This window comes from Devosia sp. (assembly GCF_036563435.1).
GTDB lineage: Bacteria > Pseudomonadota > Alphaproteobacteria > Rhizobiales > Devosiaceae > Devosia.
This window is the reverse complement of the sequence record NZ_DATCMJ010000005.1, coordinates 37,813-60,886: the sequence shown is the minus strand read 5'-3', so window position 1 is coordinate 60,886 and position 23,074 is coordinate 37,813. Positions and strand designations below refer to the sequence as shown.

18 protein-coding genes and 1 tRNA gene are annotated in these 23,074 nt (G+C 64.2%); 12 read left to right on the top strand and 7 right to left on the bottom strand.

From position 1 onward, the window contains the following. Positions 1–23: 23 nt before the first annotated feature. The 7 genes from VIL88_RS03650 (at position 24) to VIL88_RS03620 (ending at position 9,709) form a co-directional block, all read left to right on the top strand. A complete protein-coding gene (locus VIL88_RS03650) occupies positions 24–659 on the top strand; it encodes a hypothetical protein (protein ID WP_331986066.1) in 636 nt (211 codons plus the stop codon). A 233-nt stretch (positions 660–892) separates the two neighbouring features. Next, positions 893–1,741: a cellulose biosynthesis protein BcsN gene (bcsN, locus tag VIL88_RS03645; RefSeq protein WP_331986064.1), complete on the top strand. Its 849-nt coding sequence runs from the start codon at positions 893–895 to the stop codon at positions 1,739–1,741. 9 nt (positions 1,742–1,750) lie between these two features. Beyond that, entirely contained in the window at positions 1,751–3,922 is a 2,172-nt protein-coding gene (bcsA, locus tag VIL88_RS03640) for a UDP-forming cellulose synthase catalytic subunit (RefSeq protein ID WP_331986062.1), read from the top strand. Further along, positions 3,915–6,167, top strand: coding sequence for a cellulose biosynthesis cyclic di-GMP-binding regulatory protein BcsB (locus VIL88_RS03635; RefSeq protein WP_331986060.1), 2,253 nt, complete (start codon positions 3,915–3,917; stop codon positions 6,165–6,167). Before bcsA ends, VIL88_RS03635 begins: the two co-directional genes overlap by 8 nt. A gap of 11 nt (positions 6,168–6,178) precedes the next feature. Continuing rightward, on the top strand, positions 6,179–7,213 hold the full coding sequence (locus tag VIL88_RS03630; protein WP_331986058.1) for a glycosyl hydrolase family 8: 1,035 nt from the start codon (positions 6,179–6,181) through the stop codon (positions 7,211–7,213). Continuing rightward, the gene (locus tag VIL88_RS03625; RefSeq protein WP_331986056.1) at positions 7,210–9,399 is read left to right on the top strand and encodes a cellulose synthase; all 2,190 of its coding nucleotides are present in this window, start codon (positions 7,210–7,212) and stop codon (positions 9,397–9,399) included. Before VIL88_RS03630 ends, VIL88_RS03625 begins: the two co-directional genes overlap by 4 nt. Before the next feature lie 103 nt (positions 9,400–9,502). After that, positions 9,503–9,709 carry a hypothetical protein gene (locus tag VIL88_RS03620; RefSeq protein ID WP_331986054.1) on the top strand — a complete coding sequence of 69 codons (207 nt, stop codon included), beginning with the start codon at positions 9,503–9,505 and terminating at the stop codon, positions 9,707–9,709. A gap of 131 nt (positions 9,710–9,840) precedes the next feature. On the opposite strand, the gene VIL88_RS03615 is transcribed toward VIL88_RS03620, so the two are convergent. The 6 genes from VIL88_RS03615 to VIL88_RS03590 all read right to left on the bottom strand — a co-directional run bounded on the left by VIL88_RS03615 (position 9,841) and on the right by VIL88_RS03590 (position 17,534). After that, on the bottom strand, positions 9,841–10,128 hold the full coding sequence (locus VIL88_RS03615; RefSeq protein ID WP_331986052.1) for a DUF6894 family protein: 288 nt from the start codon (positions 10,126–10,128) through the stop codon (positions 9,841–9,843). A gap of 115 nt (positions 10,129–10,243) precedes the next feature. Further along, on the bottom strand, positions 10,244–11,071 hold the full coding sequence (locus VIL88_RS03610) for a carbohydrate ABC transporter permease (RefSeq protein WP_331986259.1): 828 nt from the start codon (positions 11,069–11,071) through the stop codon (positions 10,244–10,246). A 62-nt stretch (positions 11,072–11,133) separates the two neighbouring features. After that, complete coding sequence (locus tag VIL88_RS03605) at positions 11,134–12,012, bottom strand: sugar ABC transporter permease (protein ID WP_331986050.1); 879 nt, start codon at positions 12,010–12,012, stop codon at positions 11,134–11,136. A gap of 64 nt (positions 12,013–12,076) precedes the next feature. Continuing rightward, on the bottom strand, positions 12,077–13,354 hold the full coding sequence (locus tag VIL88_RS03600) for an extracellular solute-binding protein (RefSeq protein WP_331986048.1): 1,278 nt from the start codon (positions 13,352–13,354) through the stop codon (positions 12,077–12,079). Positions 13,355–13,529: 175 nt separating this feature from the next. Continuing rightward, positions 13,530–14,615: a sn-glycerol-3-phosphate ABC transporter ATP-binding protein UgpC gene (locus tag VIL88_RS03595; protein WP_331986046.1), complete on the bottom strand. Its 1,086-nt coding sequence runs from the start codon at positions 14,613–14,615 to the stop codon at positions 13,530–13,532. 168 nt (positions 14,616–14,783) lie between these two features. Continuing rightward, entirely contained in the window at positions 14,784–17,534 is a 2,751-nt protein-coding gene (locus tag VIL88_RS03590; protein WP_331986044.1) for a glycoside hydrolase family 2 protein, read from the bottom strand. A gap of 144 nt (positions 17,535–17,678) precedes the next feature. Between VIL88_RS03590 and VIL88_RS03585 the strand changes: the two genes are divergently transcribed. Then, on the top strand, positions 17,679–18,710 hold the full coding sequence (locus tag VIL88_RS03585) for a LacI family DNA-binding transcriptional regulator (RefSeq protein WP_331986042.1): 1,032 nt from the start codon (positions 17,679–17,681) through the stop codon (positions 18,708–18,710). Here the strand turns inward: VIL88_RS03585 and VIL88_RS03580 are convergent. After that, positions 18,697–19,707, bottom strand: a complete 1,011-nt coding sequence (locus tag VIL88_RS03580) for a LacI family DNA-binding transcriptional regulator (RefSeq protein WP_331986040.1) — start codon at positions 19,705–19,707, stop codon at positions 18,697–18,699. The two genes, VIL88_RS03585 and VIL88_RS03580, sit on opposite strands and share 14 nt — an antisense overlap. Before the next feature lie 286 nt (positions 19,708–19,993). On the opposite strand from VIL88_RS03580, the gene VIL88_RS03575 reads away from it, so the two are divergent. The 4 genes from VIL88_RS03575 (at position 19,994) to VIL88_RS03560 (ending at position 22,534) form a co-directional block, all read left to right on the top strand. Then, on the top strand, positions 19,994–20,761 hold the full coding sequence (locus VIL88_RS03575) for an amino acid ABC transporter substrate-binding protein (protein WP_331986038.1): 768 nt from the start codon (positions 19,994–19,996) through the stop codon (positions 20,759–20,761). Between the two features lie 74 nt (positions 20,762–20,835). Beyond that, positions 20,836–21,516: an amino acid ABC transporter permease gene (locus VIL88_RS03570; RefSeq protein ID WP_331986036.1), complete on the top strand. Its 681-nt coding sequence runs from the start codon at positions 20,836–20,838 to the stop codon at positions 21,514–21,516. Next, the gene (locus VIL88_RS03565; protein WP_331986034.1) at positions 21,513–22,277 is read left to right on the top strand and encodes an amino acid ABC transporter ATP-binding protein; all 765 of its coding nucleotides are present in this window, start codon (positions 21,513–21,515) and stop codon (positions 22,275–22,277) included. Before VIL88_RS03570 ends, VIL88_RS03565 begins: the two co-directional genes overlap by 4 nt. Before the next feature lie 172 nt (positions 22,278–22,449). Continuing rightward, positions 22,450–22,534: transfer RNA gene (locus VIL88_RS03560), tRNA-Tyr, on the top strand. Positions 22,535–23,074: the final 540 nt, after the last annotated feature.

Here is a 23,074-nt window from a genome sequence, read left to right as displayed (position 1 = left end):
ATGCGCAAATCTATCTAGGGCCTATGGCGCCCAAGCGAAAACCCCCTGCCCCTGCTGTGTTCGTCCAGGAGTGGACACTTCCTGCCGCAGCGACGCTCGGCTCGTCCGTGCGCGCCAAGGGTATCCTGCTCGAAATGCGGGCGCGCCTGCCCTGGGCCCACAGGAAGCTGCTCGACGTCCGGGGGGCCGTGCTGATCCTGGGCATGCCCGACGGCATGGAAGAAGACTTTCACCGTGCCGCGGCCATCGTGTCTGAAGTCCTCGCGGAAGCCGAAGACCTGCCGATCATTCCGCGTGAAGTGGAAGACATCCTCACCATTTCCACGAGTGAGCGGCATCGCTGGCTCAAGGATGGCCGCCTCCCCAGTGCCGGTACGCGCACTATCCGCCTGCGCGGACGTGCCAGGGAGATCACGTTCCACGTCTTCAACCCGCGCCTCGTCGAGGACCTGCTGGATCGCGACGCGGTCGCCACCTGGCGCGAAATCGATGCCGAAACGGCAGCGGAGAATCGGCGCCGGGCTGCGGCCGCCCGCCGCCTGGTGCGCCTGAGCAAGGCGACCGAATCCGCGCCGACCACTTCCCGTAGCGAAAAGGATGCGGCGCGTCCTGCCCTCAAGGGCTGGGAAGAATTTGAGCGCGAAGGCTTGTTGCGGTAACGCAGCCGCTGTAATCCTTTTGCAAGCTTTGTTAACTCGGCGGGCCGGACTTAACCTTGGCTTAACCTTGTCCCTTTTAGTTTTGTTAGTCGACGTTAATCAGCTGGCAAAAGCCGTTGTTGGTCGTGGAATGACAGAACAGGGTTCGATCGCGCATGCAGGCCCCAAGGCAACTCCGGAGCAGATGCGCTCCTTTTCTCCGGGCAGCACGTTTTAGCCTGCAGGCAACAGCCGTGGCGGGCCTTCTCGCCGCTTGCGCATCCACCAGGGAACTGCCGCCGCAGGAAGCACGGATCGTCGCCCCCGTCGATGCCATGATCGTGCCGCCGCCCGGTGGTCCGGCCATCGTCAACGTCGTCTCCCGCACGTTCCCCAACGCGGTGCAGCAGGACATCAACCTCGCCACCAATGCGCGCACCGCCGGTGAAAACAAGATCAGCATCATCCGCTTCGTCGACGAAGGCGGCGATGGCAGCGACGCCGCCCTGCGCGACATCCCCTTCACCCAGGTCAACCTGACCGAAGAGGCGCTGAAAGCCTGGCCGGACACCGGCATGGCCGTCTCGCCCTATTACGTCCAAAACGACTACGGCCCCTTCGGCTATGCCATCGGCCGCCCCGCCAACGGCGACACCTGCATCTATGCCTGGCAGCGCATCGCGCCGAGCCTCAAGCCGTCGGGCGCGCTCGACCGGGGCGCCATCACGGTGCGGCTGCAGCTGTGCAAGCAGCGCGCCACCGAGCAGGAACTGCTCGAAGTCATGTACCGGCTGCGCCTCAACAGCAGCGTCCACGCACCACGTCCGGCGCCCGCCGCCATCGGCCGGATCGCCGCTCCGATCCGTCCCGTCGGTGCCCAGGGCTTTGCCGAAGTCATCGAAGTTGCCGAACCGGTGTCACAACCGCGTGCTACCGCTCGTCCTGCTCCGGCTCCGGCGCCCGCTCCGACCGTCGTCCCCGTGGCAACCACGCCACCTCCGGGTGCTCCCATCGTGCCGTCCCCGGGCGGCTCCACAGGCTCCGGCCCCACCGTGCCGGCGCCACCATCCTCAGGGGTTGTGGTACCCGGCCCGCGTTCGTAAGGATATGACGTGAGTAGAACCCTTGCGATCCTGATCTGGTTTTTGGTGTCGGTGGCGATCTTCGTTGTCATCACCCTGCCGGTAAGCCTTGAAGTCCACCTGGTCACCTCGGTGCTGCTGATCGTCGCCATGGGTGTGATCAAGACCCTGCGCCTCGAAGGCAATTGGCGGCTGCTGCTGCTCACCTTCGGCACCATCATCGTTCTGCGCTACGCCTTCTGGCGCACCACCAGCACCTTGCCGCCCATCAGCGACTGGGCCGACTTCATCCCCGGCCTCATCCTCTACCTGGCCGAGATGTACTGCATCATGATGCTGTTCCTCAGCCTGTTTGTGGTCATCCGGCCGCTGCCGCTGCGGCCCAGCGTTCGCCTCCATCCCGGCGACCCGGTACCCTTCGTCGACGTCTTCATCCCCACCTACAACGAAGACTACGAACTCCTTGCCGGCACGCTCGCCGCCGCCCGCGCCATGGATTACCCCGCCGACCGCTTCACCGTTTGGCTCCTCGACGACGGCAGCACCGAAGCCAAGCGCAATCACACCAATCCGGAAAGCGCCGCTGAGGCCCACGATCGCTATGACCAGTTGCGCGCCCTCTGCGACGAACTGGGCTGCCGCTATCTCACGCGTGCCCAGAACGAGCACGCCAAAGCCGGCAATCTCAACAATGGCCTCGCCCATTCCACGGGCGAGTTCGTGGCCGTCTTCGACGCCGACCACGCCCCGGCGCGCGATTTCCTTCAGGAAACCGTCCCCTATTTCTCCCGCGACAGCCAGCTGTTCCTGGTGCAGACGCCGCACTTCTTTCTCAATCCAGACCCGCTCGAGCGCAACCTGCGCACCTTCGAGACCATGCCGTCGGAAAACGAGATGTTCTACGGCATCATCCAGCGCGGGCTGGACCGCTGGAACGCCGCCTTTTTCTGCGGTTCGGCAGCACTGCTCCGTCGCGAGGCGCTCCTCACCAATAACGGCTTTGCCGGCCGCAGCATCACCGAGGATTGCGAGACGGCCATCGAGCTCCACAGCAAGGGCTGGAACTCGGTCTATGTCGACAAGCCCCTGGTGGCAGGCCTGCAGCCGGCGACCTTTGCCAGCTTCATCGGCCAGCGCACCCGCTGGGCCCAGGGCATGATGCAGATCCTCCTGTTCAGCTTCCCGCTGTTCAAGCCCGGCCTCAAGCTCGGCCAGCGCCTGAGCTACATGAGCTCCACGCTGTTCTGGCTGTTCCCCCTGCCGCGCATGATCTTCCTCTTTGCGCCCTTCTGCTACCTGTTCTTCGACCTGCAGATCTTTACCGCCTCGGGCGGTGAGTTCGCCGCCTATACGCTGACCTATGTGCTGGTAAACCTTGTCATGCAGAACTCCCTGTTCGGGCGCTGGCGCTGGCCGTGGATTTCGGAGCTCTACGAATACATTCAGTCGGTGCACCTGCTGGGCGCGCTCCTGTCGGTGGTGCGCAACCCCCACAAGCCCACCTTCAACGTGACCGCCAAGGATGAAAGCGTCGACAAGGCAAGGCTTTCCGAACTTGCCCGGCCCTTCTACCTTATCTTCCTGCTGCTGCTCTTGGCCGTAGCCATGACCGTCTACAAGGTGGCCGCCGAGCCCTACCAGGCCGAAATCACCATGGTGGTGGGCGGCTGGAACATCTTCAACCTGATCCTGGCCGGCTGCGCCCTTGGCGTTGTCTCGGAGCGTCGCGAAATCCGCGCCAGCCGCCGCGTCAACGTCGAGCGTCGCTGCGAGGTCAAGGGCGCCGACGGCGAGTGGACGCGCGGCACCATCGTCAACGTATCGAGCGGCGGCATCGCCATCCAGCTGCCCGGCGGCCCGGCAGGCCTGGGCCGCGGCGCCCCCACCACGGTGCGCTTCACACCGCTTTCCGATGTCGGCTCCAACGAGCTCTCGCTCTTTGTCCGCTCCACCAGCACCGAGGGCAAGGGCGTGGTCCTGGGTTGCCGCTACATGCCCGAAAGCGGCAAGGACTACCGCCTGATCGCCGACCTGCTTTATGCCAATTCCGGTTATTGGCAGCAGCGCCAGCGCTCGCGCCAGGTCAATATCGGCATCATCCGCGGCACCATTCGCTTCCTTGGCATCGCCGTCTACCAGACCGGTCGCGGCCTGGGCTATCTGCTCCGCTCCGCCTCCAACCGGGGGTCCAACTTTGAATAAGTCGCGCCTCCTCCTCGCCGCCCTCCTGGCCACCGCCGCCCTGCCGGTCTTGGCCCAGCCCGTGCCCTTTGACATGACGCCCGAGAGCGATCTGCGCGTCGCCCCGCCCGCGCCGCAGACGCAATCGCAGTCGCCTGCCGCTCCGGCAACGCCGGCCCCGCCGCCTCCGCCGCAGCGCACGGAGCGTTTTCTCTTGCCCAGCGGCAACCTCCGGCTCGATGGCGAAGAAAGCCGCCGGGCTCTGGTTGTCTATCTAACCCAGGCGCAGGCCGATGCACCGGCCAGGCTCGACCTGTCCTATCTCAACGCCGTGGTCGTGGCGCCCGAGATCTCCAATCTCGCCATCGCGGTCAACGGCACCGAAGTTACCCGCCGGCCGATCGCCTCCTCCGCTGCCCCGACCGCGCTCAACATCGACCTACCGCCCGGCCTGCTTCGCGCCGGCCCCAACACCATCCAGTTCAGCGCTCACCAGCGCCACCGCACCGATTGCACCATCGGCTCGACCTATGAGTTGTGGACCGAGATCGAAGGCGCCGCGGCATCTTTGAGCTTCGAGGGCGATCTGGGCGAGGTGCAGCAATTGGCCGACCTTGCGGCTGTGGGTTTGGACAGCGAAGGTCGCACCACCGTGCGGCTGATCACGCCTCTCGCAGACGACGAAGCCAAGCAGGCGGCCATCGACCTGGCGCAGAACCTGGCATTGGCCATGCGCGTGCCCAACTTGCAGATCGTGCAGGCAACCGAACTCTCCACCGAAGCTGCGCCCGGCGCCCTTGACGTCGTTTTCGGACCGGCTTCTGAGCTTCAATCCACCCTTCCCGATCTTGCTGACCAGGCCCAGGCCGGCCCCATCGCCGCAATGGTCCCGGGAACCGGAGGGATCAACACCCTCCTCGTTTCCGGTCCGGACTGGAGCGCTGTTGCCCAGGCCACCGACGCGATCCTCGCCACCTCGCCCGTCTCGCCGAGCCGCCCGCGCATCGATCTTCCCTATGCAATCCCCACCGTCCTCGGCGGGCAAAGCCTGACCCTGGGCGAACTGGGCGTTCCCACCATCGAGTTCAACGGCCGCCGCTATGTCGCCCGCTTCCAATTCGAATTGCCGCCCGACTTCTACGCCAACCTTTATGGCGAGGCCGAACTGATCCTCGACGCCGCCTATTCGGCCGACGTCCAGCCGGGCAGCGAAATCGACATCTACACCAATGGCCAGATCGCCTCGGCGACCCCGTTGCTGCGCACCGATGGCGGCCAGTTGCGCGACACCGTCATCCGCTTCCCCATGACCAACCTGCGCCCCGGGCGCAACGAGGTCGAGGTCTCGGTCAATCTCGACGCCGCCTCCGACGCTGCCTGCAGTCCCGGCTGGACCGGCGATGCCCCCGTCCGCTTCGTCATGTCGTCGAGCACCCAGTTCCGCCTGCCCGACTATGCCCGCGCTTCCTCCCTGCCAGACCTTCAGGTGTTCGCCGGCTGGGGCTGGCCCTATACCGAGGATGCCGAAGTGCCGCTTGTGGTTGGCGAGGGCATGGACGCCACGCTTGCCGCCACCACCATGCTGGCCCGCATCGCCACCGCCTCAGGCAAGCCGCTGCCGGCGCGCCTCACGCCGGAAGCCGAGTTGCAGCCCGGTGACAATGCCCTTGTCGTAATGCCACTCGGCCAGATGTCGCCGCCGACATTTTCCCGGGTGCGCCTGGCAGAGGGCGTCGCCACGCGAGCGGGCACCGATGAAAATGGCGTCCTCGATCAGTTCCGCACGCGCGGCAATCAGGTCAGCGCTGTGGACAGCTTCATCAATTCCGCGCTGGAGCGGGTGGGGCTCTCGCTGAGCGACCTTCGCTTCATGCCGCAGCAGGATCCAGCCTATACGGTGGCCGCCAACAGCGTCGCCATCAGTCAGACAGTTCAACCCGAAGGCGGCGTCTGGACCGTGTTGACGGGCCTCGATGCTCCCAGCATGCTGTCCGGTCTTCAGCGCATGGCCGCCACCGAACATTGGCGCCAGCTCCGGGGCCGTGTCAGCGCGCTGTCGACCTCTGACACAGAGGTCGCGGCAGTATCCACTGTCGCCCCGGTCCTCCGGCAGACACAGCCCTTTTCGCTCTGGAATATGCGCCTGGTTGCAGCAAATTGGTTTTCAGGCAACATATTGTTCTTTACCGCTGCTTTAGCCAGCGCCGCCATATTGCTGATGCTGACGACGGCATTGGTGCTGAGCAAGGTAGGGCGACAAAAATGAAGGTTGCAGCCATGAGCCTGGTCTTGACCATGGCCACAGGCATCGCGGGGTCTCACGCGCAGAGCGTCATCCTGCCCGAGGAGTGGACGAGCTATGTCGACGCCTATGTCTCTGAAGAAGGCCGGGTGATCGACACCGCCAACAACAATATCAGCCACAGCGAAAGCCAGGGCTATGGCCTCGTGCTGTCCGTTCTGGCGGACGATCGCGCAGCGTTCGAGCGCATCTGGAGCTTCACCAATTCCGAGCTGCTGGTGCGCGACGACGGCCTGGCCGGATGGCGCTGGGACCCGGACGCCACCCCACATCTGACCGACCCCAACAACGCCACTGACGGCGACATGTTGATTGCATACGGCTTGGTCCTGGCCGGAGACGCGTGGTCGGAACCCAGCTACACCGAAGCGGCTCGCTCCATCGTCACCGCCGTTGGCGATGGCATGGTCGTGGAGGCTGACGGCATGCCCGCGCTTCTGCCCGGTGCTGCGGGCTTCGAACAGCGCCCCGACGGCACCGGTCCCATTCTCAATCCCTCCTATTGGATCTTCGAAACCTTCCCCGTCTTCGCCGAGCTCGATCCCGGCACCGACTGGAACGCCATCTCCGAAACCGGCATCGAGCTTATCCGTCGCGCCCGCATCACCAAGAGCGGTCTTCCCCCCGATTGGCTCGTCCTCGGTGAAGATGGCGTGGTTCGCCCGGCGCCCGATCTTCCGGTGGAGTTCGGCTACAACGGCATTCGCATTCCGCTCTACCTGATGCGGGCCGGCAAGAACGCGGCGCTGCTCGATCCATTCCGCGACCAGTCCGACGATCAGGGCCTCTACAAGGTCGATCCTCTGTCAGGCCGCAAGATCGAGCCGATCACCGAGCCGGGCTATCGCCTGATCGTTTCGGCCATGGACTGCGTGGTCGACGGCACGGCCATTGCCCAGGACCTCGGGACCATGTCGGCCACGAGCTATTATGCAGCAACCCTGCAGCTGCTGGCGCTCGATTTCCTCCGCCGCAACCATCCGCAATGTCTTGAAGGCGCGGCACCGTGAGGGTTGTCGTCTACGTTGCAATGGCCTCGCTAGGCGTCGTCGCCGGCTACTCCGCCGTGGCGCAGCAGACCGCCGGCGCTCGCCTGAGCCCGCCTGGCTCTGGCCCGGTACTGATCGCTCAAGCTCAGGCGCCTGGTGGTCCAGGCGTTAACACCACGCTTGAGCCGCCACCTCCAGCCCCCGCACCTGCGGCACCGACGGCCGCGCCGACGGCTGCACCTCCCGTTTCGACAACGCTCGCGACGCCTCCCGCCAACCGGGTGGACGAGACGGCGCTGCGCTATTTCGCACGCCAGGGCGATACGGCCCGCATGCAAGCGGAGATGGAACGTCTGCGCAATCTCTACCCCGATTGGGAACCGCCTACCAATCTCCTGTCCGACGAATATGTGCCGGACAACGACATCGTCCGCATGTGGGAACTGTTCAGCGCCGGCGACTTTGCCGGCGCGCGCGCCGCCATTGCCGCCAAGCAGGAGGCAGACCCCAACTTCGTGCCCTCCGAGGACTTGCTGCGCAGCCTCGACCTGGGCGAAGCCGGGCTGCGCCTGCGCAATGCCTCCGATGCCAAGCAGTACGAAACCGTCATCTCGGTAGCTGCCAACTACGGCGACCTGCTGACCTGCGAGAATGTCGACAACTTATGGCGCCTGGCGGAGGCCTTCGCCAATACCGACAACAAGACGCGCGCCATCGACGCCTATACCTACGTCCTGACCAACTGCGAGGACGCCGCTGAACGCTTTGCGACCCTGCAGAAGGCTTCCGAACTTCTGGACCGGAGCGAACTCACTACCCTCCTCGAGCTGGAGCGACCTGGTACCGACGGCCGTGGCGAGTTCGCCGACCTGCGCCTCGACCTGGCCCGCCGCGCCGTCGCCGCCTCCCTGGACGAGGATGGCGAACCGGCCGCGGACGAGGACATCGACCTTCTGGCCGAAGCCGCGCAGGACAGCGACAATGCCGAGGATCTCCGGCTGCTCGGCTGGGCGGAGATAGCGCGGGACGACGCCGACGCTGCACGGGGCTGGTTCGAACAGGCGCTGGATGCCGATCGGTCGGCCGAGTCTGCCCAGGGTCTTGCCACCGCACTGCTGGACCTTGGCGATCCAGAGCAGGCCGAGGACGTCATGGCCGACTTCGCGGACGCAAACGAGGAGATGACCGCGCTCTATCTCGATGCCGCTGCGGCCCTCCTCTCGTTGCAGCCCCGCATCGAGCTTGAGGGCAACGTCCTTGGCCGCATCGTCGACACGGTGATGGAGGCGCGCAACGCCAACACCGCTCAGGAACTGGGCTGGTATGCGCAGGACTTCCAGCAGCCGGAAACCGCGCGTGAATGGTTCACCCTGGCCCTGCGCTGGCAGGCCGACCTGGAACCTGCGGCCTATGGGCTGATGGTCGCCTCCAGCACGCTCGGCGATCAGGCGACGGTCGAAAGCATCCGCACCCAATGGGGCGCCCGCTCCGCCCGGATAGCCAATTTCGGCACCACGACCACGACGCAGACCTCCGCGCCTCCGGTGCCGCAACCCCGCCCCGCCCATGCTCCGGCTGTTGTTGCGGCCGTCCAGACCACACCCGTGGCGCCCGCGCAACCAGCCGTACAGGCCGTCTCAGTTCAGACTGCGCCGGCGCAATCATCCGGCTCCGGGGGCTCCGGCTCACGCGGCTGCGCCAACTTCGTGCCCGCCGGCAGCCTCTCGGCCGGTGCGGCCCTTGGCCATGGCTGGTGCCTGATGCAGCTCAACCGCCCCGCCCAGGCGGTGGATCACTTCAACCGCGCCCTCCAGTCCGGCTCCGAACGGACGCGCAGCGACGCCGCCTATGGCCTCTCCCTCGCCTATATCCGTCTCGGCCTTGCCGACAATGCGGCCGTCGCCGCCGCCGCCGCGCCCGTCACCGACCGGCAGGCCATCGAACTCGAAATCGCCATTCTCTCGGAAAAGGCCGTCAGCGCCTACAATATCGGCGACTACCGCCGCGCCCTTGACGCTCTCGACAGGCGCGCCCGCTTCGCCCCAGAGCGGAACGACCTCCTGACGCTGCGCGCCTGGAGCTACTACCATCTCCGCCGCTACGGCGAATCCCGCCGTATCTTCGCCGCCGTCGCCGCGACCGGCTATGGCGATGCCGTGGCCGGTCTCCAGGCCGCCGAGACCGCCTTGCGCGCCGCCTCCAACTGATCGCCGCTGCCCTTCTCCTTCATCGAAATTGAAGATGTTAACGAAGTGGAACTGGCCGCCGCTTGGTTTGTTGTTCTTCAATCAACACTGGAGGACTGATCAAATGAAGAAGCTTGCTCCCGCCGCTCTCGTCATCATCGGCGCGCTTTCCCTCACTGCTTGCACGACCACCCAGAAGACCGTGACCGGCGCTGCCGTCGGTGGTGCTGCCGGCGCTGCCGTTGGCGGTGCTGTGGGTGGCTATGGTGGCGCAATCGTCGGTGGTGCGGCCGGTGCCGCCGGTGGCGCAGCGATCGCCAACAGCAACTAAGTCGCCGCATTCGCCGCGACCAGGGGCTCAGCTTCGGCTGGGCCCTTTTCTTTGCGGTGCCGCAGAAAACAAAAGCGCCCTCTTCAAGGGCGCTTCCTGACGCGGTGACGCTAAAGGCTTTTGAAGGCGCCCTACGACCCTTTCGTCTCGTCGGCCGCGCCTGCCTCCTCGGCCGCCGCTTCCGTCCCCTCGCCCGGGGCATCCTCGGCCACGGCATAGGGCACGCGCGCCACCATCACCCGGCCCTCGTCCTCGATCTGGAATTCACCCTGCACTGGCTCGTCCGCCAGCGCCACGGCGCCCTTGGCGGCGAACGACGCCTCTTCGAGCGCTGCATTGAGCGAGTTGAGCTTGATGCCGTCGATATCGACCTCGACCTGGCCGTCCGGCGTCTTGTGATTGAAAAAGAACCTGGGCATTTGCCGCACCTCGATTGTCACCTCCTGAAAAACGGAGATCGAGGTCGCTCGTTCCAGTGGGCGCAGCACAAGCTGCAAGGGAGGCCGACCCGCCCGAAGGCGGGTCGGGAAAAGGTCAGCCCTTGACGCCGGCCGACAGCATGATCGCCTGCGTCACCCGGCGCTGGAAGATCAGGTAGAGCACCGCCACGAGGAGCGCTGCCAGAATCGCCGCCGCCAGCTCACGGGCATACTGCACGCCGAAGGCGTCGTTGACCTGCGTGATGCCCACGGCGACGTTCATCATCTCTGGCTTGGACACAGCCAGGAACGGCCAGAGGAAGTTGTTCCAGGCGCCGATAAAGGTGACGATGGCCAGGGCCGTGGTGATGCCCCAGTTCATCGGCAGGTAGATGCGCGTGAAGATGCGCCACTCGCTGGCCGAGTCCATCTTGGCAGCCTCGCGGTATTCCTTGGGAATGGCGTCGAAGAAGTTCTTGTAGACGATGATCACCACCGGGTGGATCAGCTGCGGGAAGATGACGCCCAGCCAGTTGTTGATCAGCCCGAACCGCGCCATCAGGATGAAATGGTTCACGATCAGCGCGGCAATCGGCACCATGAAGCTGGCAAGGATCATGTACCAGATGATGCGGCGGCCGGGAAAACGCAGCTGCGACAGGGCATAGGCCGTGCAGGCGCTGATCACCAGCGTCAGCACCGTCACCGCCACCGAGGTGATCAGCGAATTGAGGTACCAGCGCCCGATCATGGTGTTGACCAAGACGTGCCAATAGGCGTCGATCGTCCAGGTGCGCGGCAGATATTCGATTGTCTTGCTGATCACCTGCGATTCCGGCTTCAGCGACGTGATCACACCCCAGTAGATCGGGAAGGCCCACAGCACGGCGCAGATCACCGTGATCAGCGTCAGGATAAGGCCGCCCACGTCGAAGGCCTTCATGGTGCGGGTGCTGTTCTTCGCGCGGGCTGCGCCCACGGCGGCGTTGGAGCTCTCGGCGACGCTCATTTCTCACCTCGGGCGCGAAGGAACTGGTACTGGAGGACGGAGACGACGATGACGATCACGAACAGCGCCACCGCTACGGCGGCCGCATAGCCGCCCTCGTTCTTCTGGAAGGCCATCTGGTAGATATACTGCACCATGACCATGGACGGGTCGGGCCGTCCGCCCTGCGTGAACAGATAGACCTGATCGAAGATCTTGAGCTGCAGGATCAGCTGGATGGTCAAAACCAACGCCGTCACCGGCCAGATCAGCGGCCAGGTGATCTTGCGGAAAATGGTCCAGCGGCTGGCATTGTCCAGCGCCGCAGCCTCGTAGATGTCGGTCGAGATCGAGCGCAGCCCGGACAGGAACAGGAGGATGTTGAAGCCGCAGGTCCACCAGATGGTGACAAAGGCCACCGCCGGCATGAACATCCATTGCGTGCGGAAGACGTTGATCGGCTCGCCGGCTACGGCGCTGATCGGAAACTGCATGATGCCGAACTGGATGTTAAACATCCACGCCCAGATGCGGTATACCACCGACACGGGCAGGATATAGGGCAGAAAGAACATCGCCAGGATCAGGCTCTGCTGCCACCCCTTGAGGCGCGACACCATCATGGCGATTGCGAGGCCAATCAGCGTATTGGGGATGACCGTCAGCACCACGAAATAGGCGGTATTCTTGACCGAGGTCCAGAACCGGCGGTCGTCGAACATCTCGACATAGTTCTCGATGCCGATCCAGTTCCCGTTCCCGATCAGCGGCGCGTCGGTGAAGCTGAGATAGACCATCTGCACGGTCGGCCACAGGAACAGCACGCCATAGGTCAAGACGAAGGGTAGAATAAGAAGGAGGGCGACTGCCACTTCCCCGCGTTGGTTCCTGATCATGGTGCTCCGGCCCTGGCTGGTGGTCCGGCAGCGACAGCGCCGCCGGACCGTTGATCGTGGGGAGTTACTCGGCCTGGTCCTGCAGGTCGGCCTTCATCTCGTCGATCGCTTCCTGCGCACCCATTTCGCCGTTCATGGCGGGGCTGATATAGTTGGCAACGGCGTCATAGACAGGCGACGCCACGCCGGCCAGGGTCGACTTGGGATCGAACACGGCCGTGTCAGCCAGCACCGAATAGGTGGCGTTGGGTTCCATGGTCTTGAACTCTTCGCTCTCGCGGGTCGGCGTATAGGCCGGGATGTGGCCGGCATTGGCCCAGGCCAGCGAGTTCTTGTTCATCCAGGAGATGACTTCGAGCACGGCGGCCTTCTTTTCCGGGGTCATTTCCTTGCCGACATTGTTCGGGATGGCAAAGCCATGCGAGTCGGCCCAGGTTGCGGGGTGATCGAAGAAGGTCGGCAGGGCAATCGCACCCCACTCAAAGCCCAGTTCACCCTTTTCGGTGAGGTCGGCCATGGTGGGCACTTCCCACACGCCGTTCATGTGCAGCGCCGAGGCACCCGAGGTGAACAGCGCAACCGAGCCTTCATATTCGGTCAGGGCCGGCGCATAGCCGCCTTCGACCCAGCTGGCCATGGTTTCCACGGCCGCAACGGCCTTCGGAATGCTGTCGTCGGGCAGGAAGGTGCCGTCTTCGCCCAGGAACACGCCATCCTGCTGGCCAAACAGCGAGTAGAACACGCGCCACGGCGTACCGTCACCCGAGGTCTGCAGCGACAGCGCGTACTCGGAGCCTGGCTTGAGCTTTTCCAGAGCAGCGTTGAAGTTCTCGACGCCATCAAGGCCCGTCGGCTTGCCGTCTTCACCCAGAAGACCGGCTTCCTGGAGCTTGTCCTTGTTGTAGTAGAGGATCAGCGAGTGGATATCGAACGGCACGGCATACTGCTTGCCGTCGCTCTGGCCGGCTTCCCAGTTCGCGGCCGCGAAGGTGTCGGGGCCAAGGCCGACGCTGGCCAGGTCCTCGGCACTGATTTCAGCCAGGGCGCCCGATTCCACCCCCAGCGGCACGCGCGACAGGTGATAGGTCATCACGTCAGGACCTTCACCGATGGCGGCCGAGGTCTGCACCTTGGTGTAGAACGGGGTACCCCATTCCAGTGTGGTCGGCTCGATGGTGATTTCGCCGGCATGTTCCTCGTTGAACTGCTCGATCAGCGCCTTCATGCGGACGCCGTCACCGCCGCTGAGGAAGTCCCACCAGACCACGGTTTCCTGGGCCTGGACGGCACCGACCGACAGCAGCGCCGTCGACAGCATTGCGATCTTCAAAAGATTCTTCACGTTAAAACCTCCCTCGGGGCCTTGGCCCCTGCGCCTGGATCCTCTGGCATTGCGGCCCGCCGGCGATGCGAACCGCGCCCTTGTTCAGATAACCGCATGGCGGCCCTGAATTCCTCCGGAACCGTCGCCTTGTGGCGAGGCGCTGAACGCGCTCTGGTTCCGTCCTGCCGCAGCGTCAGCCGGCGGCGTGATAAGCCTTTCCTGCCTCGTCGAAGATCATCGCGGCATTGCCGTCGATGGCGATATGCACCCGGTCCCCCGGCTGCACACCCGAAATGCCTTCATCTTCGGCAACCAGCGTGATGTTCTCGCCCAGGCTCGTATAGACCAAGGTCCGTTCGCCAAGCCGCTCGACAACCTCGGCCACGCCTTCGATCCCCTGCCCGTCCCGGCTGATCTGGGCGGACTCGGCGCGGATACCGAGCGTCAGGTTGGAACCCGGCAATTGCGCAAAGGACACGCCGGTATGAACCGGGCTCTGACCGGCAAAACTCACGGCCGCCCGGCCGCCTGCATCGGTCACGGCCGTCACCGGAATGAAGTTCATCTGCGGCGAGCCGACAAAGCCCGCCACGAAACGGGTCGCCGGCCGCGAGTAGATTTCCATCGGCGTGCCGATCTGCTCGATGCGGCGGTTGTTCATCACCACGATGCGCGTGGCCAGCGTCATGGCCTCGATCTGGTCATGCGTCACGAAGATCATCGTGGCCTTGATGCGATTATGGAGCTGCGCCAGCTCCAGGCGCGTCCGGACACGCAGGCCCGCATCGAGGTTGGAGAGCGGCTCGTCTAGGAGGAATGCCTTGGGGTCACGCACGATGGCGCGGCCGATGGCGACGCGCTGGCGCTGCCCACCCGACAACTGCGCCGGCTTCCGATCGAGGAGATGCCCAATCTCCAGCATGCGCGCGGCATCGTCGACGCGGCGCGCGATTTCGGCCTTCGGCGTGCCCACATTCTGCAGGCCGAACGACATGTTGTCGCGAACGCTCATATGCGGATAAAGCGCGTAGTTCTGGAACACCATGGCCACGCCGCGCTCATTGGGCGGCAGCTGGTCAACGCGCTGGTCACCGATGAAGATCTCGCCTTCATTGACCTGCTCGAGCCCGGCGATCATGCGCAGCAAGGTCGACTTGCCGCATCCCGATGGCCCCAGGAACACGATGAACTCGCCGGACTGGATGTGCATGGAGACCTTGTCGAGGACGCTGACCCCGCCATAGGACTTGCTAACCTCGTTGAGCACGATATCCGACATTATCTTTCCTCCACAGGACCTTGGCCCCGCTACTCCTCGACTGGACGACTCTTCGGCCGCTTCCCACTCATTAATAATACTATTCAGGCTATTAGTGGCCTCCAGTCAATCCCATCACGACGATTCGAGGCATTTTCCTTGCGGGAATGGCCGTGATGGGAAACCGCGTCAGCGATCCACCGGCAGCTCCCTCGTGGTCACCACAAGCGCGTCGAACAGCGCCGCCGCAACCGGATCGGCGCCGGGGGCTTCGCGGGTCAGCCGGAACGTGGTCGCGACCACCCCGCCCCGCCCGACGCGCTTCTCGGCGATGATCGCAGCCGGCTTGTGCACCCAGCCCACCACCATGCCGGCATGGATATTGCTGCCATATTCCCAGCCGCGGAACCCGGTCAGCAGATGGTGCGGCACCACGTCCGAGAAGCTGAGATCAAAGATCGGGCCACCCGGAATCGGGCTGAATGGGCCCTGCCGCCGCAGCCATGAGAAGCCCGCGATCCAGTCGCCGCGCCAGATCGTGCCGTCACGCTCCACGAGGTTTATGCCAGGCAGGTGCTGGTCCGTGGCCGCGCGGAAAGTCTTGTTGTCGGCCACGATGCTGCGATGCGGCAGCTCGCCCGGCGGCATGTCGGTGCGGAGGTTGCGATTGGTCTCCACCGACCCATCCGCCAGGATCAGGTAGCGGCCGCCCGCCTTGATCGTCTCGACGTCGTCCCCGTCGACCGCATGGCACAATACAATATCGGCACGCGCTGCATCGACCACGTTGTAGCCGAGGCCGCGGGCATATTCCGCCAGCTTGCCGTCCGCTGCCGCAATGGTCGGCAGGTTCTGCGTATTGCGCTGTGCATAAAGAGCAATGTCGCAACTGTTGCGCGCCAGTTCGGCGCCGCTTGCATCGAGGACGAACTCGATCCGCGCCATGCGGTTCGTGTCGGCTGCCGGAAGGGTCACGGTGATCTGTTGCGCATCGGTCGATACAGGACCGATGGCGTTCAGGGTGATGGACCCGGAAGCATCGCCGCTCCAGCGCAGGGTTGCGCCTTCGGGCAGGCTCTTGCCGCCCGTCGCCACCGTCACCTCGATCGCGAGCGCTTCACCGGCATAGGCCGAATAGCGCTTCGGCCGCGGTACGATGACGATGTCGGCATTGATCTGCCCGAACACGTCATGGAACACGCGTGGATTGCGCTCCATGTCCAGCAGGCCATTGGCCTCCCAATGCACGTCGGTCAGTTCGGTGATCACATAGCCCATGATCGAGGGATAGCGGCGCATTTCCTCGATCTGGTAGCGCAGGTTCATGAACTGATACCATTGCGCCCCTTCGATGAAGGCGTCGAAGCTGCCAAAGGTCTTGTGGAGGTCGAGAGCCGCGAAGCGCTCTTCCACGCCATGCGGCAGCGCCACGCCGTCGCCCCAGAATGCGCCCGTCTCGAACCAGTGCGGCTCGCTGCCATCGGCGCCGCGCAGCTTGCTCGGGTCCGGCAGCCCCCAGACGCCGAACTCGGAGACGATCAGCGGCTCGTCGCCGCGCCATTCGGCATCGCCGAGTGACGAATAGGTCCACTTGGCGCCATTGGCGAACTGCTCGGTCAGGTCATCCCATTCCTGCCGCCGCTCGGGGACCGACCGGTAGTAGTGGAAGTCGTTGAGATCTGACTTCACATGGAAATTGGGGAAGCAGGCGGAGTTGTCGACGACGATCCGGGTCGGATCTTCCGCCTTCAGCCAGTCGAAGCTGTCCTTGAGCCACTGCCGGTGCTCGGCATTTTCCACAAGGCGCGTGCCCCAATCCTCGTTGATCAGCGTCCAGGCGATGATGGAGGGATGGTTTCGATCGCGCGCCAGGATGCCTTCCATGGTCTCGCGCATGCGGCGCGCGGAATCACTGGTGAAGGTGTTGACGTTGGGCACCTCGGTCCAAACCAGGAGGCCCAGCCGGTCAGCGACATCATAGTAGCGCGGATCGGGCACCTTGATGTGGCAGCGCAGGGTATTGAGCCCCAGATGCTTGGCCTTGCGCGCTTGGTCTTCGAGAAACTCCAGCGACGGAGCGGTATAGATGCCCTCCGGATAATAGTCCTGGTCCAGCGCCGCCCGCATGTAGATGGGCTGGCCATTGAGCAGAACCTGCCCGTTGCGTGTCTCGATGGTGCGGAAGCCAAAGCTCTCGACCCGCTTGTCGGTGCCGATATCGACCACCAGCGAATAAAGGTTGGGCGCCTCGGGCGACCACAGCAGCGCCTTCTCGACCGTCAGCCGGGCCTTGACGCCCTTGCCGGCAGCCACCTCGACCTCGGCGACCGGAGAACCCTGCGCGTCGAGCACGGCAAGCCGCGCCGTCTTTCCCTGCGCCGCGTCGGAAAAGTCCAGCACCAGTTCGGCAACGCCGTCCATGCCAGCCGTAATTGTCACAGCCTCGATATGGGCAGGATCGCGCGCTTCCAGCGCCACCGACTGCCAGAGGCCACCGATGCGGCCATACCAGCTCATCTTGCCATGCGGCACTTCCCCAAAGGGATAGTCGGGATATTGCCGCTGATCGGCCGAAGGCATGGTGACATGCACTTCGACCTCGTTATCGGCCCTGAGCAGCGCCTGCGGCAGGACGAATTCGAACGGCAGGTAAGCGCCCTCATTGCTGCCCAGCTGCTGGCCGTTGACTAGCACCTCGCAAAAGTAGCTGACGGCGCCGAAGCGCAGCACCACTTCGCGCTCGCTCCATCCGTCTGGCAGCGAGAAGCTGCGGCGGTAGATCGCGGTGCCGCTCGTGTCGACGAGGTCGGCAAACTGCGCCTGCCAGGGGCTCGGAACCTGAGCCTCGCGCCAGGCGCCGCCCTCGTGCTGGAACTGCCAGGCACCGTCCAGCGACAGCTGCTGACGTGCCTCGTGCCGTGCGCTTGCGCCGTGCGTCATCCTCACCCCTCCTCAAGGATTATTAGTTATATATTTATCACCTTATGGCGCTATTGAGAGGCTGGCAAGGGCCTTGCTGCAGGTGCTCATATCGGCACATTCTGCTAGCACTTGATGCACAATGTGATGACGTATGAGGCACACTTGCAGAAGCGCGCGACCATGGTTGATGTGGGTGAACGGGCCGGCGTTTCGCAGGCCACGGTATCACTCGTTCTCAACGGCGTCCCCAATGCCCGCGTCTCCAAAGCCACGCGCCGCCGGGTTCTCGAGGCCGCCGAAGCCCTTGGCTACCGGCGCGGCCATTCCCATCCCGTGCCCGAAGGACGCAAGCGCGTCATCGGCCTTTTCCTCGACGAAGTCTCCACCACCCCCTTCGCCGCCGCCTTCATCGAAGGCGCACGCGACGAAGCCGCCCTGCAGGACGTGTCGGTCGCCATGTTCTGCACCCGCTCCGATCCGGCATTGGAACAGGCGGCCATCGACCTCCTCGTCTCGCAAAAAGCGATTGGCGCCATCTATGCGTCCCTTGTCACCCGCACCGTGAGCGTGCCCGACACCTTCTCCGAACTGCCCCTGGTGCTGCTCAACTGCCACGAGCGGAAGCTGCGCTATCCCTCTGTCGTCCCAGGAGACATCGTCGGCGGCTACGCTGCGACGCAGGCCCTGCTGCGCGCCGGCCACGGGCGCATCGCTCATATGGCAGGCGAATACGTGCTGGAAGCGGCCGTGGACCGCGAGAAGGGCTTCCGCAAGGCCATGGCCGAGTGGCAGGTTGAGGTCGACGAGGACCTGGTCCAGCCCGGCGGCTGGACCATCCGCGCCGGCCGCGAACGCGCCATGGCCCTGTTATCGCAAGCCAATCCGCCCACCGCGATCTTCTGCTTCAACGACCGCATGGCCATTGGCTGCTACGAGGCGGCGCGTCTCATGGGCCTCCGCGTTCCGGAGGACCTTTCCATCCACGGCTTCGACAACGAAGACCTGGCCGCCAACATGGATCCGCCGCTCTCTACCGTCGTGCTCCCCCATGACGAGATGGCGCGCTGGGCGGTCGCCGAGCTGCTCGACAGCTACAGCACCGCCGATCAGGACGAGCGGCTGCAAAAGCTCAAGATGGAATGCGACCTCGTCGAGCGCAGCTCCATCGCCCCACCGCCCATCAGGAAGTCTTGAGCGGCGCCACCGAATCCCGCTCCACCAGCGGACATTCGAGCTTCACCAGCGGATAGCGCCGTGCCGCGCCGTCCATGCCTTCCAGTTGCTCGATGATCCATTGGCCCATGGCTCGATGCGGGAGAATGGATGTGCTCAGCCGCGGATGAAGATGACGCGAGATTTCTTCGTCGTCATAGCCGACAACGGACATGTCGCGCGGAATACTCAGCCCCGCCTCCTTGAGCGCCTCGTAGCACCCGATGGCCGTGCGGTCGTTCTGGCAAAAGATCGCCGTCGGCGGTTCGGGCAGCGCCAGCAGCTTGCGCGTGGCCTCATAGCCCGCGCTGGCCGACCAATCCCCCTCGATCACCAGCGCCGGGTCGAACGGGATGTCCGCCGTGGCCAGGGCCCGGCGATAGCCCTTGAGCCGGTCCTGCGCCGCCTCCATCCAAATCTCGCCAGTAATGGTGGCGATGCGGCGATGCCCGTGTTCGATAAGGTGTCGCGTGCTGCGCTGGCCGCCGGCAATCTCGCTTGGCACCACCGCCGGAATGGCCTGATCCGCAGTGTAGCAGTTGAGCAGCAACACCGGCACGTCGAGCGACATGATCTGGGGCGGCAGCTCCACCTCGCGGGTGAAGATGGTCATGTAGACTAGGGCATGAACGCCCTGCGCCACGAAGCTGCGGATCAGCTCGGCCTCCAGCGCATTGTCGCTATGGGTCTGCGCCACCAGCACCAGGTCGCCCAGCGGGCGCGAAGCCTGCGTCAGCCCGTCGATCGCCACCATCGCCTCGGGGCTCGTCGCCAGCTGATCGACGACGAAGCCGATGCGCCGCCCCGGCAAGGCGGGTGCAACGACGGGCGCCGAGGGCGCCACAACATAGCCCAGCCGCCGGGCGGCCTCGAGCACCCTTTGCCGTGTCTCGAACGATAATTTTATCCCCGGCGCCTGATTCAGGACGAATGATACGGTTGCCTGCGAGCACCCTGCCTCGCGTGCAACGTCGGTCATTGTCACCCGACCGGCGCCTCCACGTCTCCCCCGCACCGCCTGCCCCGCTCTGCCTACCCGTTTTGCCGTCCAGGAATTTATGCACTTTCAGCCGTCATTAGCAACTATTAGCAAAGCGGCAGGCGGCAACAGCGCTCCACAAACCTCGCCAATCGCAGCATAGCTGTATCGGCCGCCCGACCGGACGTAAAACATCCATCCAACACATTGAAACTCCTAGGCCGGCGGTGCACCTTCCACGCCAGAAAGCCGGAAACATCGAACCACCGGCGCTACGGAGACGGAAATGAAGCTCGCAAAATGGGCCCTCGCCCTCGGCCTGGTCGCCGCAACCACACCCGCTTTCGCCCAGTCGGCACTTGATGCCATCAAGGATGCCGGCGCCCTGCGCATCGGCACCGAAGGCACCTACGCCCCCTTCACCTTCCACGACGACAGCGGCACCCTCGTCGGCTTCGACGTCGAGATCGGCCGTGCCATTGCCGAAAAGCTTGGCGTTGAGGCAGAATTCGTTGAAGGTCCCTGGGACGGCCTGATCGCCGGCATCGACGCCGATCGCTATGACGTCGTCATCAACCAGGTCGGCATCAACGAAGAACGCCAGGCCAAGTACGACTTCTCTGAACCCTACATCGCCTCCAAGGCGGCCCTCGTGGTCCGCGGCGACAATGCCGACATCACCACTTTCGAAGACCTTGAAGGCAAGAAAGCGGCCCAGACCCTGACCAGCAACTTCGGCAAGCTGGCCGAGAGCTATGGTGCCGAACTTGTCGCCACCGAAGGCTTCGACCAGTCCGTCGCTCTCGTGCTGCAGGGGCGCGCCGACGCCACCATCAACGACAGCCTCTCCTTCTTCGACTTCAAGAAGCAGCAGCCAGATGCCGACGTGAAGGTGGTCGCAACCGCAGATGATGCCGATTTCTCCGGCGTCCTGCTGGCCAAGGGCAAGCCTGAACTGCTGGCTGCCATCAACGAGGCACTGGACGCGATCAAGGCCGACGGCACCTATGCGGAAATTTCCGAGAAGTACTTCGGCGAAGACGTCTCGCAGTAGCGCCTGGCGCCAAGAGCTTCTAGAAGGATCGGGCAACAGCGTTGCCCGGTCCTTTTGTTTGGATTGATAGAACCATGCCGTCTTGGCTGAACCTGATGATCGAGTCGCTGCCCTCACTCCTGTGGGCCTGCCTGCTCTTCACCATTCCCCTGACGCTGCTTTCGTTTATCCTTGGGCTTTCCCTCGGCTTTGTTGCCGCACTCGTCCGCCTGTTCGCGCCCTGGCCGCTGGCGGCCGTAGTTCGCTTCTATGTCTGGATCATTCGCGGCACGCCGCTCCTGGTTCAGCTGTTCCTGATTTTCTATGGTCTTCCCAGCGTCGGCATCGTGCTCGACGCCTTCCCCGCCGCATTGATCGGCTTCACGCTCAACGTCGGCGCTTACACGTCCGAAATCGTCCGCGCCGTGCTGCTCTCCGTCCCGAAGGGCCAATGGGAGGCCGCCTATTCCATCGGCATGACCTGGGGACAGGCCCTGCGCCGCACCATCCTGCCGCAAGCCACGCGCATCGCCGTACCGCCCCTCTCCAATACGTTCATCTCGCTGGTCAAGGACACGTCTTTGGCCGCTGCGATCACCGTGCCCGAACTGTTCCGCGCCGGCCAGCGCATCGTCGCAACCAGCTATGAACCGCTGATCCTCTATGTCGAGGTCGCGCTCATATACCTCGTGGTGAGCTCCATTCTTTCGAGCCTTCAGGCGCATGTGGAGCGGCGTTTCTCCCGCTATGGCGGCTACTTGGAGGCCGCCTCATGATCACCGTCGAAGGCGTCCACAAGAGCTACAACGGCACCGAGGTGCTCAAGGGTGTCAGCCTCGTCGTGCCCGAAGGCAGCGTCACGGCCCTGATCGGCGCCTCCGGCAGCGGCAAGAGCACCCTGCTGCGCTGCGTGAACCTGTTGGAGCTGCCGCAGGCCGGCAGCGTGCAGATCGGCGACGAGCGTGTGACGTTCGATGGCGGCAACCGGCCCGGACGCAGTGAGGTTCTGGCGCTCCGCCGTCAAACCGGCATGGTGTTCCAGAACTTCCAGCTGTTCCCGCACCGCACCGCGCTGGAGAACGTCATGGAGGGACTGCTGACAGTCCTTCGATGGCCTCGCGCGCAGGCCAAAGAGCGCGCCATGGCGCTCCTCGAAAAGGTCGGCATGGCCGCCAAGGCCGATGCTTGGCCTGCAAACCTTTCTGGCGGCCAGCAACAACGCGTCGCCATTGCCCGCGCCCTGGCACCTTCACCCAAGGTCCTGCTCTGCGACGAGCCCACTTCGGCTCTCGATCCACAGCTTGCCGGCGAAGTCGTCGAAGTGTTGTCACAACTGGCGCGCGAAGGCACGACCATGTTGATGGCGACCCATGACCTGAGGCTTGCCTCCACCATTGCCGCCCACGTGCTGTTCCTGGATGGCGGGGACATCATCGAGTCCGGCTCGGCGCGTCAGGTTTTTGCCGAGCCGGTCGACCCGCGCACCCGCCGCTTCGTCTCGTCCCTGTCGGCAGTCACCGGCGCAAGCGCATCCTAGCGCATGCCGGTCCCGGCGCATCTTTCCACAAGCTTGAGGCAATCGGAGGCGCCTGGTCGATTTTCTTGCTGGGCTAAGGCGATGGGGTGTTGACACGCTGTCATCAGACCACCATAAACCGCCCCAACGAAGCGCCCAGGCGTTCCGTTTCCTACCCAAGCGACGTTGTAGTGGAGGGGTGGGAGAGTGGTTAAATCCATCAGACTGTAAATCTGACCGCTTAGCGTACACTGGTTCGAATCCAGTCCCCTCCACCATCGCCCTTCCGGGCACCCGCCCATATCAGCAAGTCCAGGCTCTCTTGTGAACCTGGGTTGTACAGTTTGTTGCACAGTTTTGACCTTTCGGCGGGGGCGGTGTCAGCATCACTTTCGTGCTGCGCTCCTACGAGATTGCGGTGCGCGGTCACTCCACCGGTATATACCACGCCTCGACCAGGGCACGCGCTAAGGCTGCCGCCTTCCGCGGCGGCATGATATTCCTGCGCTGAGCTGATAGCAGCTCAGCGCCCCATTTCGGTCATTCGACCGGCTCGCGGAGATGCCCTAAAAGCGGACACGGCTATGTCTCCGCCAAGCAGGTGAAGTCGATCCTCCTCAACGCCGGAGTCCAGGGTTTTTTGTCTAGGATCAGGTGCACGCGATGATCTACGATCGGTCCGCAGTCGAGCAGGCGGCTGCAGGGCGCGAGGGGTTCTGGGCCTACAGAGGTAGTTTGGCCAACAACGCTTTACGCCACTTGCAATTGTTGTGGATCCCTCTGACCCTGTTTCAATCTATCGGATTCGCCTGTGTCGG